The following is a 14,821-nucleotide window of genomic DNA, read 5'->3' on the forward strand; positions in this document are numbered from 1 at the left end:
AGGATTAAGATTTGCGATCAGAGAAGGCGGAAGAACTGTAGGTTCAGGAGTTGTTACTAAGATTAACGCTTAATTTTAATAATATATTAAAAAGGAATAAAATGGACTGGGTGCTGAACCTGGTCCTTTCAAAGGAAGTTGACATTTTACATATTGTATGATATTGTGTAAAAAGTAACGCTTAAATAAGAGATTGAATCTTTTGAACTATTATATATAAAAATTGGAGGTGCAGTTATGAGAACTAAAATAACTTTAGCATGCACAGAGTGTAAACAAAGAAATTACGATTCTATGAAAAACAAAAAGAACAACCCAGATAGATTAGAAATGAACAAATATTGCAGATTTTGCAAAAAGCACACACTTCATAGAGAAACAAAATAGAAGTAATAAAGTGTGACATATACTTAATTACGTTTAAGGAAGTGAAGTTATGTCAGTAAAAGATATTGCAAAAACTAAAGATGCTCCTAAAAATGGCGGCTTACTTAGTTTTTTTAGAGAGGTTAAGGCCGAACTTAAAATAATAACTTGGCCTTCAAAGGATGAGACAAAAAAAGCATTTGTTGCAGTAGGTGTATTCGCCATAATATATATAATATTAGTTGGTGGATTAGATTTTATTTTCAAGAACCTCTTTGAAATGATTTTTAATTTTAAGTAAAGGGAGGTTTGGGTGATCTTTTATTCACCTATACAAGTATGAGTGATATAGCAAGATGGTATGTAGTGCATACATACTCAGGATACGAAAATAAGGTTAAAGCAAACCTAGAAAAAGCAATTGAAAACAGAAGTCTTGAATCACTAATTTATGACATGCAAGTGCCTATGGAAGAAGTGATTGAAGAAAAAGATGGCAAACAAAAAGTCTCATTAAAAAAGAAATTTCCTGGTTATGTATTGATAAAAATGCTGATGACTGATGAATCTTGGTATGTTGTAAGAAACACAAGAGGAGTCACAGGATTTGTAGGACCAGGATCAAAGCCTGTTCCTCTTTCTGACGAAGAAGTGGAAACAATGGGAGTTTTAGAAATGCCTGTTGAGATTGACTTGGAAGTAGGGGAAAGTATAAGAATTATCTCAGGACCTTTAATGGATTCAGTAGCAAAAATACAAGAGATAGTTTTAGAAAAGAAAAAGATAAAGGCTTTAGTAGATATGTTTGGCAGGGAAACACTTGCTGAACTAGACTTTAATCAAGTTGAAAAATTAGTTTAATTTAAATATAAGCTAATTTTAAATAAGTGGGAGGACAAAAAAGTCCGTATATACCACAGTGTAGGAGGAATAACGAAAATGGCTAAAAAAGTAACTGGAATGATTAAACTTCAACTTCAAGCAGGTAAGGCAACACCAGCACCACCTGTTGGTCCAGCTTTAGGTCAACATGGTGTAAACATAATGGGATTCTGTAAGGAGTTTAACGCAAAAACAGCAAATCAAGCTGGGTTAATAATACCAGTAGTTATAACTGTTTACCAAGATAGATCTTTTAGTTTCATATTAAAGACTCCTCCAGCTGCTGTTCTAATCAAGAAAGAATTAGGATTAGAAAGTGGATCAGGAGTACCTAACAGAACAAAAGTAGGAAGTTTAACTAAAGAACAAGTTAAAAAGATTGCTGAAACTAAAATGCCAGACTTAAATGCTGCTAGCATCGAAACAGCTATGAAAATGATCGAAGGTACAGCAAGAAGTATGGGCGTAACAATTCAAGAGTAATTCGTAAAAATAAGTGGGAGGTAAAAACCGCTAATACCACAGAGGAGGCTTATAATGGGAAAGAAATATATTGAAAGTTCAAAGTTAATAGATAAAAGTGCTTTATACAACTCAACTGAAGCATTAGATTTAACTGTAAAAACTGCAAAAGCAAACTTTGATGAAACAATTGAACTACATGTAAGACTTGGAGTAGATCCAAGACATGCAGATCAACAAGTTAGAGGAGCAGTTGTATTACCTAATGGAACTGGTAAAACAGTTAGAGTTCTTGTTTTTGCTAAGGGAGATAAGGCTACTGAAGCTCAAGAAGCTGGAGCAGATTTCGTTGGAGCTGAAGATTTAGTTCAAAAGATCCAATCAGAAAACTGGTTTGATTATGATGTAGTTGTTGCAACTCCAGATATGATGGGTGTAGTTGGTAGAATTGGTAGAGTATTAGGACCTAAGGGATTAATGCCTAATCCAAAATCAGGTACAGTAACATTTGACGTTGCTAAAGCAATTGCTGAAATTAAAGCTGGTAAAGTAGAATATAGAGTTGATAAAACTTCTATAGTTCATTGCCCAATTGGAAAGAAATCTTTTGGAACTGAAAAGTTAAAAGAAAACTTTACAACATTAATGGAAGCTTTAGTTAAAGCTAAGCCAGCAGCTGCTAAGGGACAATACTTAAAATCAATTACTGTTTCTAGCACAATGGGACCAGGAGCAAAAATTAATCCAACAAAAGCTTTAGATTAATATTGACATAATGAATTAAATGTGATATATTTTAATTCGTTGTGAAAGTTAAAAATATATTTTCCATAGACAGTAGGTGCGAGAGCATAAAGTTTAAACTACCTACCGAGGTATATAATAAGTAAGTTTATTATAGATCTTCTCTGTCTATGGGAAGATCTTTTTTAATAGAATTAAGCAGTTTAAAACTGTGAGGAGGTGGATCATAGCATGAACAAGAACAGACAACTTAAAGAAGCAAAAGTTGCTGAAATTAAAGAAAAGTTAGAAAAAGCAAAAGCAGTTGTGTTCGCTAAGTATCAAGGCTTAACAGTTGAAGAAGATACAGCTCTTAGAAAAAATTTAAGAGAAGCTGGCGTAGAATACAAAGTATATAAAAATACTTTAGTAAGTATAGCAGCTAAAGAATTAGGTTTAGACGGTGCTGTTGAATACTTAGAAGGACCAGTAGCTATTGCATTTGGATATGAAGATGTTACTGTAGGAGCTAGAGTCCTAAATGATTTTGCAAAAGATCATAAGAAGTTAGAATTAAAAGCTGGTATTGTAGAAGGAGAAATCTACGATGCAGATAAAATCAAACAACTTGCTACAATTCCTTCAAAAGAAGTTCTTATTGCAAAACTTCTTGGAAGTATCAAGTCTCCACTATCAAACTTTGCATACTTATTAAGTGCAATTAAAGATAGTAAGGAATCAGAATCAGCTGAATAATGCTGAATAAAAAACAATTATAAATTTTATGAAAAAATTTCGGAGGTGCTATTTAAAATGACAAGAGAAGATATCATTCAAGCTATAAAAGAAATGAGCGTTTTAGAATTAAATGAATTAGTAAAAGCTTGCGAAGAAGAATTTGGAGTAAGCGCAGCTGCTCCAGTTGCTGTAGCAGGAGCTGTAGCAGGTGGTGCTGGAGAAGAAAAAACTGAATTTGATGTAATACTAGCTAGCGCTGGTGCAAACAAAATCAAAGTTATAAAAGCAGTTAGAGAAATCACTGGATTAGGATTAAAAGAAGCTAAAGAAATAGTTGATGGAGCTCCTAAGACATTAAAAGAAGCTGTATCTAAAGAAGAAGCAGAAGACATGAAAGCTAAATTAGCTGAAGTTGGAGCAGAAGTAGAAGTTAAATAATTTAATTTCTTATATATAAAAAAGGTGCTTATATAGCACCTTTTTTAAACTCATTTTATAAAGCTATATAAAATGTTGATTTATATAGTAAATATTTTATATAGCTTTATAGCTATTGAAGTGTTAATATATCTAAATTTTTCCTAAAAAAATTACGTCATTAATATATTGACAAGGAAATTTTTATATGATAGTATCATATAATGTACTTAACCATGATAGTGGGTAAGTGTATATATGTGGGAAAAATAAGTATAATCTGACCAAAAATGGTTATACTGAAAGAAGACGCTATCCGAAAGCATAAGTCCTTAGAGGAAGTATGTTTTTTGGTTATTTTACTTTATACAAGGGGTGAAAGTTGATGGTACATCCTGTCCAAGTTGGAAAAAGAACGAGAATGAGTTTTGGTAAAGTCAAAGACGTTACAGAAATGCCAAATCTAATTGAAGTGCAATTAGATTCATATCAGTGGTTTTTAAGAGAAGGACTGCACGAAGTTTTTGGTGATATCAATCCTATTACAAATTTTACAGGAAATTTAGTGCTAGAATTTGTAGATTATAAGCTTGATATGGATAATATTAAGTATTCTGTTGAAGAGTGTAAAGAAAGAGATGCAACTTATGCAGCACCGTTAAAAGTTTCAGTAAGATTACAAAACAATGAAACTGGTGAAATTAAAGAACAAGAAGTGTTTATGGGAGACTTCCCATTAATGACTGAACAAGGTACTTTTATAATTAATGGTGCAGAAAGAGTTATTGTAAGCCAATTAGTTAGATCACCAGGGGTATATTACAATTATTCAATTGATAAAACTGGTAAGAAATTATATTCAGCTACAGTAATTCCAAACAGAGGTGCTTGGTTAGAGTATGAAACAGACTCTAATGATATTATTTATGTAAGAATTGATAAAACAAGGAAACTTCCAATAACAATTTTAGCAAGAGCTATGGGATTTGGAAGCGATCAAGAATTATTAGACTTCTTTGGTGAAGATGAAAGATTCAGAGCAAGTATTGAAAAAGATAATACTAAGACTAGAGAAGAAGGATTACTTGAAATATATAAAAGATTAAGACCAGGTGAGCCACCAACGGTAGATAGTGCAATATCATTAATAGACTCATTATTTTTTGATGCTAAAAGATATGATTTATCTAGAGTTGGAAGATATAAGTTCAATAAAAAGCTTGCATTAAATTTAAGAATTGCTAATCAAATAGCAGCAATGGATGTAATTAATCCATCTACTGGAGAAATTATGGTTGAAAAAGGCCAAAAAATCAGTAGATTATTATCAGAAGACATTCAAAATGCAGGAATAAAATCAGTAGACATATTAGTTGATGATAAACTTGTTAGAGTTATTAGCAATAATTTTGTAGATATAACGAAACAAGTACCTTTTGACGTAAGTGATTTACAAATAAAGGAATTGGTACATTATCCAACTTTAAGAGAAATATTAGATAATTATTCTGATGAAGCAACTATAAAAGAAGAAATTAAGAAAAATTTAAGTAGACTTATTCCAAAACATATCATAAAAGATGATATATTTGCAACTATTAGTTATGAACTAGGATTGCCTTATGGAATAGGTTATGTTGACGATATAGATCATTTGGGAAATAGAAGATTAAGATCAGTAGGAGAATTATTACAAAATCAATTTAGAATTGGTTTATCTAGAATGGAAAGAGTAGTTAAAGAAAGAATGACTATTCAGGACCAAGAATCAATAACTCCTCAAATGTTAATTAATATAAGACCAGTAGCAGCGGCTATTAAAGAATTCTTTGGTAGTTCACAATTATCTCAATTCATGGATCAAACAAATCCATTATCAGAATTAACACATAAGAGAAGATTATCAGCTTTAGGACCAGGAGGTCTTTCAAGAGAAAGAGCTGGTTTCGAAGTTAGAGACGTTCATCATTCTCATTATGGTAGAATGTGTCCAATAGAAACACCAGAAGGTCCAAATATAGGGCTTATAAACTCATTAGCTACTTTTGCTAGAGTTAATGAATATGGATTTATAGAAACACCATATAGAATTATAGATAAAGAAAATGCTAGAGCAACTGATGAAATAAGATATTTTACAGCTGATGAAGAAGATCAATGCTTAATTGCTCAAGCAAAAGAGCCATTAGATGAAAATGGTTATTTTGTAGACAAAAAAGTAACTGTTAGATACTTAGAAGATGTATTAGTAGTTCCAGCAACAGATGTTGACTTAATGGATGTATCTGCAAGACAAATTGTATCAGTGGCAACAGCTATGATACCTTTCCTTGAAAATGATGATGCATCAAGAGCACTTATGGGATCTAACATGCAACGTCAAGCGGTTCCATTATTAAAACCTCAAGCACCAATTGTTGGTACTGGAATAGAATTTAAAGCAGCGGTAGATTCTGGAGTTCTTCCAAAGGCTAAAAATGCTGGTATTGTTACATTCGTATCTGCTAATGAAATTAGAGTGAAGAGAGATTCAGATGGAGGAACTGATAACTATAGATTACTTAAGTTTAAGAGAAGTAACCAAAGTAGTTGTATAAATCAAAGACCTATAGTAACTAAAGGTGAAATAGTATTTAAGAACCAAGTTCTTGCAGATGGTCCTTCAACTGATTTAGGAGAAATAGCATTAGGTAAGAACATAAGAATGGGATTTATAACTTGGGAAGGTTATAATTACGAAGATGCTATGCTTATTTCAGAAGAACTAGTAAGAGAAGATGTATTCACATCTATGCATATTGAAGAATATGAATGTGAAGCAAGAGACACTAAACTAGGACCAGAAGAAATAACTAGAGATATACCTAATGTAAGCGAAGATGCACTTAAAGATATAGATGATAGAGGTATCATCAGAATCGGTGCTGAAGTAAGATCAGGAGATATCTTAGTTGGTAAAGTTACACCTAAGGGAGAAACTGAACTTACAGCAGAAGAAAGATTATTAAGAGCAATATTTGGAGAAAAAGCAAGAGAAGTTAGAGATACTTCTTTAAGAGTTCCTCATGGAGAAGCTGGAATAATCGTTGATATCAAAGTATTTACAAGAGAAAATGGAGATGAATTAAATCCAGGAGTAAATGAACTTGTAAGATGCTATATAGTTCAAAAGAGAAAAATATCAGTAGGGGATAAGATGGCTGGACGTCATGGTAATAAAGGGGTTATTTCAAGAATATTACCTGAAGAAGATATGCCATTCTTACCAGACGGTAGACCATTACAAATATGCTTAAATCCACTAGGCGTACCTTCACGTATGAACATCGGTCAAGTACTTGAAGTGCATTTAGGTTGGGCTGCTAGCAAATTAGGTTGGCATATAGCAACACCTGTATTTGATGGAGCTACTGAAAGTGAAATTGAAGAATGTTTGGAAAAAGCAGGGTATAATGCAAATGGAAAAACTGTACTATATGATGGTAGAACAGGAGAACCATTTGATAACTTAGTAACAGTAGGTATAATGTATATCTTAAAACTTGCCCATCTAGTTGATGATAAGATTCATGCTAGATCAACAGGTCCATATTCTTTAGTTACACAACAACCACTAGGGGGTAAAGCTCAATTCGGTGGTCAAAGATTTGGAGAAATGGAAGTTTGGGCTCTTGAAGCCTATGGAGCAGCTCATACATTACAAGAAATATTAACTGTTAAATCAGATGATGTTGTAGGTAGAGTAAAAACATATGAAGCTATTGTTAAGGGTGAAAATATACCTGAACCAGGAGTGCCAGAATCATTTAAAGTACTTATAAAAGAACTTCAAGCATTATGCTTAGATGTTAAAGTTTTAAATGAAAATCATCAAGAAGTTAGTTTAAAAGAATATGCTGATGAAGAAATGGCGGATTTAGAAGTTAATATAGAAGGTTCAGAAGAAAGCACTCCAGTAGTAGAGAGCAACACTGAAGAAGTTGAAGACGGATATAGAGAAGATCTTGATGAAATTGAATATGATGAAAATTTTGAAATAGAAACACTTGAAACTGATCTAGAATTAGATGATTTTAATGATGAACATTAATTTTGAAGGGAGGATTTACCCTTGTTTGAGTTAAATAATTTTGATGCCATACAAATTGGTTTAGCATCTCCAGAACAAATAAGAGAGTGGTCAAGAGGAGAAGTAAAAAAACCTGAAACTATTAATTACAGAACATTAAAGCCAGAAAAAGATGGTCTTTTCTGTGAAAGAATATTTGGACCTATGAAAGACTGGGAATGTCATTGTGGAAAATATAAGAGAGTAAGATATAAAGGTATAGTTTGTGACAGATGTGGAGTTGAAGTTACAAAGGCTAAAGTAAGAAGAGAAAGAATGGGGCACATAGAACTGGCTGCTCCAGTTTCTCACATTTGGTACTTTAAGGGAATTCCATCAAGAATGGGATTATTAATGGATATGTCACCAAGAGCTTTAGAAAAAGTTTTATATTTTGCATCTTATATAGTAATAGATCCAAAAGAAACACCATTATTAAAGAAACAATTGCTTAATGAAAAAGAATATAGAGAAGCAATAGATAAATATGGTGATGATAGCTTTGTTGCTGGAATGGGTGCTGAAGCAATTCAAGAATTACTTGGAGAAATAGACTTAGTAGCTGGTGCTAAAGAACTTAAAGAAGACTTAAAGCAAAGCACAGGTCAAAAAAGAGTAAGAATTATAAGAAGATTAGAAGTTGTAGAATCTTTTGCTAAGTCAGGAAATGATCCTAAATGGATGATTATAAATGTAATTCCTGTAATTCCACCAGATTTAAGACCTATGGTTCAATTAGATGGAGGAAGATTTGCAACATCTGATTTAAATGATTTATATAGAAGAGTTATTAACAGAAACAATAGATTAAAGAAATTATTAGATTTAGGAGCACCAGATATCATTGTAAGAAATGAAAAAAGAATGCTTCAAGAAGCAGTAGATGCTCTTATTGATAATGGTAGAAGAGGTAGACCGGTAACGGGTCCAGGAAATAGACCTTTAAAATCTCTTTCAGATATGTTAAAGGGTAAACAAGGTAGATTTAGACAAAACTTACTTGGTAAGAGAGTTGACTATTCTGGTAGATCAGTTATCGTTGTTGGACCAGAATTAAAAATGTATCAATGTGGACTTCCAAAAGAAATGGCTTTAGAGTTATTTAAACCATTTGTTATGAAGAAATTAGTTCAAGATGGAATTGCACATAATATAAAGAGTGCTAAGAGGATGGTAGAAAGAGTTTTACCACAAGTATGGGATGTGTTAGAAGAAGTTATTACTGATCATCCAGTATTACTTAATCGTGCTCCTACACTACATAGATTAGGAATTCAAGCGTTCCAACCTGTATTAGTAGAAGGAAGAGCAATTAAATTACATCCATTAGCATGTACAGCGTATAATGCTGACTTTGATGGAGACCAAATGGCTGTCCATGTACCGCTATCAGTAGAAGCTCAAGCAGAAGCAAGATTCTTAATGTTAGCAGCAGGAAATATTTTAAAACCATCTGATGGTAAACCAGTTTGTGTACCAACACAAGATATGGTTCTTGGTTCTTACTACTTAACCATGGATAGAACTGGCGCTAAGGGAGAAGGCATGACTTTCTCTAATAAAGATGAGGCTGTTATGGCTTATGAATCTAAATATATAGATATTCATGCACAAATCAATGTTAGAGTATACAAAGAAATAGATGGAGTAGTAAAATCAGGAATAATAAAAACTACAGTAGGAAAACTTATATTTAATGAATCAATTCCTCAAGATTTAGGATTTGTTAATAGAGAAAATGAAAAAGAAAAATTTGATTTAGAAATAGATTTCCTAGTAACTAAGAAATCATTAGGAAAAGTAATAGATCAAAGTTATATGCTACATGGTCCTACGAAAACATCAATAATGCTTGATAATATTAAAGCATTAGGATATCATTATTCATCAATTGGTGCCGTAACAGTTGCAGCATCAGATATGATAGTACCTCAAGTTAAATACGATTTACTACATGAAGCAGATGAAACAATAGATAAAATCGAAAAGATGTATAAAAGAGGATTTATATCTGAAGATGAAAGATATGAAAGAGTTATAGAAAAATGGACTAAGACAACAGAAGAAGTTGCCGATGCATTAATGGATAGTTTGGATAAATTTAATCCAATCTACATGATGGCAGATTCAGGAGCCAGAGGATCTAAATCTCAAATCAAGCAATTAGCTGGTATGAGAGGACTTATGGCAAGTCCATCAGGAAAAATCCTTGAATTACCAATCAGAGCATCATTTAGAGAAGGTCTTGATGTATTAGAATACTTTATATCTACTCATGGAGCTAGAAAAGGTAATGCTGATACAGCGTTAAAAACAGCCGATTCAGGTTATTTAACAAGAAGACTTGTTGATGTTTGTCAAGATGTAATTGTAAGGGAAGAAGACTGTGGAACAGATGACGGAATATACGTATCTGAAATAAAAGAAGGTTCTGAAGTAATCGAAGAATTAAAAGAAAGATTAATTGGTAGATATACTGCAGAAGATATAGTTGATCCTAATAGTGGAGACGTAATAGTAGCTAAAAATGAATATATGAATCCAGTAATAGCTGATAAAGTTGTTTATGCTGGAATCAAAAAAGTTAAGATAAGATCTGCATTCACGTGTGATTGTAAAGTTGGTGTGTGTGCCAAGTGTTATGGAATGAATATGGCTACAGCTAAGAAGATTGATATAGGAGAAGCTGTTGGTATAATAGCAGCTCAATCAATTGGAGAACCAGGAACACAGCTTACAATGAGAACATTCCATACAGGTGGAGTTGCAGGATCAGATATTACTCAAGGTTTACCTAGAGTTGAAGAATTATTTGAAGCTAGAAAACCAAAGGGGCTTGCTATAGTAAGTGAAATAAATGGTAATGTAAGAATTGAAGAAACTAAGAAAAAGAGAGCTGTATTTGTTATGGATGCAGATGGAGAAGAACGTAGCTATGATATCCCATTTGGATCAAGATTAAAAGTATCTGATGGAGATTATATTGAAGCTGGAGATGAGATAACAGAAGGATCAGTAAATCCTCATGATATTATGAACATTAAAGGTGTAGATGGAGCTAGAAGATATTTACTTTCAGAAGTTCAAAAAGTATATAGACTACAAGGGGTTGATATTAATGATAAGCACCTTGAAGTAGTTGTAAAACAAATGACTAGAAAAGTAAAAGTTCTTGAATCTGGTGATACTGAGTTATTACCTGGAACAATGATAGATATTTTTGATTTCCAAGAAGCAAATGCTAAAGTTAGAGAATTTGGTGGAGAAGAGGCTAAAGGCGAACAATCTTTACTAGGTATTACTAAAGCAGCATTAGCTACAGATAGTTTCTTATCAGCAGCTTCATTCCAAGAAACTACTAGAGTTCTTACAGAAGCAGCTATAAAAGGAAAAGTTGATCCATTAATAGGATTAAAGGAAAATGTAATCATAGGTAAATTGATACCAGCTGGAACAGGTATGATGAGATACAGAGGGTTAAATTTAAACACAAAAAATGAAAAAATAGAAGAAAATGAGATAGAAATAGTTGAATAATTAATTTTATTGACATGCGTATATTAAAATGATAAAATACAGTTTGTGTGGCTGTTAAAAGCCACACAAACATATTTGTGAATAATACATCATGAAGGCAAATTTAGTTTGTCTTCATGAGTTTTTATCAAAATGTATATTTATGTAAAACTTGTATTTAAGTATAAGCTATAATGAATGTTATAGTGATATATTAATTATTAAGTAAATGATTAGCTTTAATTAAAGTTAATTACATTTATATAATTTAGTGTTTATCTTAATTTAATATAGATAAATAAATTTCGGGAGGTGAAAAAATGCCAACTATTAGCCAATTAGTAAGAAAAGGCAGAAAGTCAACAGCAGTAAAATCAACTGCACCAGCACTTAAAGAATGCCCTCAAAAAAGAGGAGTATGTACTGTAGTAAAAACTACAACTCCAAAGAAGCCTAACTCAGCGTTAAGAAAAATTGCAAGAGTAAGACTTACAAACGGATTTGAAGTAACTGCATACATTGGTGGTGTAGGCCATAACTTACAAGAACATAGTGTTGTTCTTATAAGAGGTGGTAGAGTTAAGGACCTTCCTGGTGTAAGATACCATATTGTAAGAGGTGCGTTAGACTGCGCAGGCGTAGCTAACAGAATGCAAGGAAGATCAAAATACGGTGCTAAGAAACCTAAGCAAAAATAAGGTTAACTTAGTTTAGTGCTAATCTTCGCATTTACATAGATTTGTAATTTTAGTTTATATAGATGTATGAGGAGAACACTTTACGGTATAAAAAAATACCGAGTACCGATGAACTTAAATTTAAATTGTTAAGGAGGGAAGAAAAGTGCCAAGAAAAGGACATATAGCAAAAAGAGATGTATTACCAGATCCAGTATACAATTCAAAAGTTGTTACAAAATTCATAAACAGCATAATGGAAGATGGTAAAAAAGGTGTAGCTCAAAAAATCTGTTACGAAGCATTTGAATTAATCGCTCAAAGAAGTGGTAAGGAAGCTTTAGAAGTTTTTGAAGAAGCTATGAACAATGTAATGCCATTACTAGAAGTTAAAGCCAGAAGAATAGGTGGTGCAACATACCAAGTTCCTATGGAAGTTAGAACAGAAAGAAGACAGACTTTAGGAATAAGATGGATGTTAATAGCCGCTAGAAAAAGAGGCGAAAAGTTAATGTGCGAAAGAGTTGCAGGAGAATTATTAGATGCATCTAATAATACTGGAGCAGCTGTTAAAAAGAGAGAAGATACTCATAAAATGGCAGAAGCTAATAAAGCATTTGCTCATTACAGATACTAATATATATATAAACTGTTTTGGCTTACGCCAAGACAGTTTTGTCAAATTTAAACTTACTATTTGAGAGGAGGACAATTAATGGCTAGAAAATATCCTTTAGATAAATTTCGTAATTTCGGTATAATGGCTCATATTGATGCGGGTAAAACAACAACAACTGAGCGTATATTATTTTATACAGGAATAAATCACAAAATAGGTGAAACTCATGATGGAGCTTCTACAATGGACTGGATGGTTCAAGAACAAGAAAGAGGTATAACAATTACTTCTGCAGCTACAACATGTGCGTGGAAAGAACATGAACTTAATATAATTGATACTCCTGGACACGTAGACTTCACAGTAGAAGTTGAAAGATCGTTAAGAGTACTTGATGGTGCTGTTACAGTTTTAGACGCAAAGAGTGGGGTTGAACCTCAAACTGAAACTGTTTGGAGACAGGCGGATAAATATGGTGTTCCAAGAATGATTTATGTTAATAAGATGGATGCAACAGGTGCAGATTTCTTTAGATGTATAAGCACTGTAAGAGATAGATTAAAAGGAAATGCAGTTCCAATACAAATTCCAATAGGGAACGAAGAAAACTTCCAAGGTATGATTGATCTTATAAGAAACGTTGCTATCATATTCCACGATGATCTTGGAAAAGATATGAGAGAAGAAGCTATACCAGCTGAATATGCTGAAAAAGCTGAAGAATATAGAGCAGCAATGATCGAAGCAATTGCTGAAGCTGATGAAGAATTAATGATGAAATACTTAGATGGAGAAGAAATCACTGAGGAAGAATTAAAAGCTGGCTTAAGAAAAGCTACTATAGCTAATGAAATTTACCCTTGTATATGTGGTTCTTCATATAAGAATAAAGGTGTTCAACAAATGATAGATGGTGTTGTTGATTACTTACCATCACCATTAGATATTCCAGCTGTAAAAGGTACTAACTTAGATGGAGAAGAGGCTGAAAGAAGTGCTTCTGATGGAGAACCATTATCAGCGCTAGCATTCAAAATCGCTACAGATCCATTCGTAGGAAAGTTAGCATATACAAGAATTTATTCTGGTATAATGGAAAGTGGTTCATACGTTCTTAACTCAACTAAGGGTAAGAAAGAAAGAATTGGTAGACTTGTTAAGATGCACTCTAACTCAAGACAAGAAGTTGAATCATTAGAAGCAGGGGAATTAGGAGCAGTAATCGGACTAAAGAACACAAGTACTGGTGACACTTTATGTTCAGAAAAAGAACCTATAATCCTTGAATCAATGGAATTCCCAGAACCAGTTATTTCTGTAGCTATCGAACCAAAAACTAAGGCAGCTCAAGAAAAAATGGGAATGGCTTTAGCTAAATTAGCTGAAGAAGATCCAACTTTCAAGACTTGGACTAATGAAGAAACAGGTCAAACAATTATCGCTGGTATGGGTGAATTACACTTAGATATCATCGTTGATAGACTTAAGAGAGAATTCAAAGTTGAATGTAACGTTGGAGCTCCACAAGTTGCTTATAAAGAAACAATTAGAAAAGCTGTTAAAGCAGAAGCTAAATATGCTAAACAATCAGGTGGTAAAGGTCAATACGGTCATGCTGTAATTGAAATGGAACCAACTGAGGGAGAATACGTATTTGAAAATGCAATTGTTGGAGGAGCTATTCCTAGAGAATATATCCCAGCTGTTGACAATGGTATTCAAGAAGCATCTTTAAATGGTATAATTGCTGGATACAATGTTATTAACTTTAAAGTTAGATTAGTACACGGTTCATACCATGAAGTTGACTCATCAGAAATGGCATTTAAGATTGCAGGATCTATGGCATTTAAAAATGCTATGTCTAAAGCAGATCCAGTACTTCTTGAACCAATGATGAAAGTTGAAATAACAGTTCCTGAAGAATACATGGGAGATGTTATTGGAGACGTTAATTCAAGAAGAGGTAGAATGGAAGGAATGGAAGCTGTTAATGGTGCTCAAGTTATTAGAGCGTTCGTACCATTATCAGAAATGTTCGGATATGCTACATCTTTAAGATCAAGAACTCAAGGTAGAGGGGTTTACTCAATGGTATTCGATCACTACGAAGAAGTTCCAAAGAGTATTCAAGAACAAGTTGCTGGAAACAAATCTAAATAATATAGATTATATTTTGGAATCTAATATAAGATTTTAAATCATTTCATAATAAGGGAGGAATTTTACAATGTCAAAAGAAAAATTTGAGAGAAGTAAACCACACGTAAATATTGGAACAATCGGTCACGTAGACCACGGTAAGACAACATT

The 14,821-nt window shown here is 32.9% G+C and carries 13 protein-coding genes and 1 other annotated feature; all 13 genes read left to right on the forward strand.

Features of this window, described 5'->3' with window-relative positions; all coding sequences use genetic code 11:
• Positions 1-73, forward strand: a 73-nt coding sequence (locus RGC78_RS14765; protein ID WP_491536911.1) for an EF-Tu C-terminal domain-related protein, incomplete at its 5' end; no start/stop codon positions are given.
• Between the two features lie 164 nt (positions 74-237).
• On the forward strand, positions 238-387 hold the full coding sequence (gene rpmG, locus RGC78_RS14770) for a 50S ribosomal protein L33 (protein ID WP_012449883.1): 150 nt from the start codon (positions 238-240) through the stop codon (positions 385-387).
• A gap of 49 nt (positions 388-436) precedes the next feature.
• Entirely contained in the window at positions 437-667 is a 231-nt protein-coding gene (gene secE, locus RGC78_RS14775; RefSeq protein ID WP_252214979.1) for a preprotein translocase subunit SecE, read from the forward strand.
• A 38-nt stretch (positions 668-705) separates the two neighbouring features.
• Entirely contained in the window at positions 706-1,227 is a 522-nt protein-coding gene (nusG, locus tag RGC78_RS14780; protein WP_252215344.1) for a transcription termination/antitermination protein NusG, read from the forward strand.
• Positions 1,228-1,305: 78 nt separating this feature from the next.
• On the forward strand, positions 1,306-1,731 hold the full coding sequence (rplK, locus tag RGC78_RS14785) for a 50S ribosomal protein L11 (RefSeq protein ID WP_003371022.1): 426 nt from the start codon (positions 1,306-1,308) through the stop codon (positions 1,729-1,731).
• Positions 1,732-1,785: 54 nt separating this feature from the next.
• Positions 1,786-2,475 carry a 50S ribosomal protein L1 gene (gene rplA, locus RGC78_RS14790; RefSeq protein ID WP_012423549.1) on the forward strand — a complete coding sequence of 230 codons (690 nt, stop codon included), beginning with the start codon at positions 1,786-1,788 and terminating at the stop codon, positions 2,473-2,475.
• A gap of 45 nt (positions 2,476-2,520) precedes the next feature.
• Positions 2,521-2,650: a sequence feature (ribosomal protein L10 leader region), on the forward strand.
• Positions 2,651-2,685: 35 nt separating this feature from the next.
• Entirely contained in the window at positions 2,686-3,189 is a 504-nt protein-coding gene (rplJ, locus tag RGC78_RS14795) for a 50S ribosomal protein L10 (protein WP_252214982.1), read from the forward strand.
• Positions 3,190-3,246: 57 nt separating this feature from the next.
• On the forward strand, positions 3,247-3,609 hold the full coding sequence (gene rplL, locus RGC78_RS14800) for a 50S ribosomal protein L7/L12 (RefSeq protein WP_252214985.1): 363 nt from the start codon (positions 3,247-3,249) through the stop codon (positions 3,607-3,609).
• A gap of 364 nt (positions 3,610-3,973) precedes the next feature.
• On the forward strand, positions 3,974-7,678 hold the full coding sequence (gene rpoB, locus RGC78_RS14805) for a DNA-directed RNA polymerase subunit beta (protein WP_252214988.1): 3,705 nt from the start codon (positions 3,974-3,976) through the stop codon (positions 7,676-7,678).
• A 21-nt stretch (positions 7,679-7,699) separates the two neighbouring features.
• Positions 7,700-11,233 carry a DNA-directed RNA polymerase subunit beta' gene (gene rpoC / locus RGC78_RS14810; protein ID WP_252214991.1) on the forward strand — a complete coding sequence of 1,178 codons (3,534 nt, stop codon included), beginning with the start codon at positions 7,700-7,702 and terminating at the stop codon, positions 11,231-11,233.
• A 299-nt stretch (positions 11,234-11,532) separates the two neighbouring features.
• Positions 11,533-11,910, forward strand: coding sequence for a 30S ribosomal protein S12 (gene rpsL, locus RGC78_RS14815; RefSeq protein WP_003369958.1), 378 nt, complete (start codon positions 11,533-11,535; stop codon positions 11,908-11,910).
• 145 nt (positions 11,911-12,055) lie between these two features.
• Entirely contained in the window at positions 12,056-12,526 is a 471-nt protein-coding gene (rpsG, locus tag RGC78_RS14820) for a 30S ribosomal protein S7 (protein ID WP_003372509.1), read from the forward strand.
• A gap of 78 nt (positions 12,527-12,604) precedes the next feature.
• Positions 12,605-14,671: an elongation factor G gene (gene fusA / locus RGC78_RS14825; RefSeq protein ID WP_252214994.1), complete on the forward strand. Its 2,067-nt coding sequence runs from the start codon at positions 12,605-12,607 to the stop codon at positions 14,669-14,671.
• The last annotated feature ends 150 nt before the right edge of the window (positions 14,672-14,821 follow it).

The organism is Clostridium aquiflavi (assembly GCF_031344075.1).
Lineage (GTDB): Bacteria > Bacillota > Clostridia > Clostridiales > Clostridiaceae > Clostridium > Clostridium aquiflavi.

Bases quoted from the DNA above. Each gene is read 5' to 3' on its own strand.
- rplA (WP_012423549.1), top strand. From the start codon at position 1,786: ATGGGAAAGAAATATATTGAAAGTTCAAAGTTAATAGATAAAAGTGCT.
- rpsL (WP_003369958.1), top strand. From the start codon at position 11,533: ATGCCAACTATTAGCCAATTAGTAAGAAAAGGCAGAAAGTCAACAGCA.
- rpoB (WP_252214988.1), top strand. From the start codon at position 3,974: ATGGTACATCCTGTCCAAGTTGGAAAAAGAACGAGAATGAGTTTTGGT.
- rpmG (WP_012449883.1), top strand. From the start codon at position 238: ATGAGAACTAAAATAACTTTAGCATGCACAGAGTGTAAACAAAGAAAT.
- nusG (WP_252215344.1), top strand. From the start codon at position 706: ATGAGTGATATAGCAAGATGGTATGTAGTGCATACATACTCAGGATAC.
- rplJ (WP_252214982.1), top strand. From the start codon at position 2,686: ATGAACAAGAACAGACAACTTAAAGAAGCAAAAGTTGCTGAAATTAAA.
- rplK (WP_003371022.1), top strand. From the start codon at position 1,306: ATGGCTAAAAAAGTAACTGGAATGATTAAACTTCAACTTCAAGCAGGT.
- rplL (WP_252214985.1), top strand. From the start codon at position 3,247: ATGACAAGAGAAGATATCATTCAAGCTATAAAAGAAATGAGCGTTTTA.
- fusA (WP_252214994.1), top strand. From the start codon at position 12,605: ATGGCTAGAAAATATCCTTTAGATAAATTTCGTAATTTCGGTATAATG.
- secE (WP_252214979.1), top strand. From the start codon at position 437: ATGTCAGTAAAAGATATTGCAAAAACTAAAGATGCTCCTAAAAATGGC.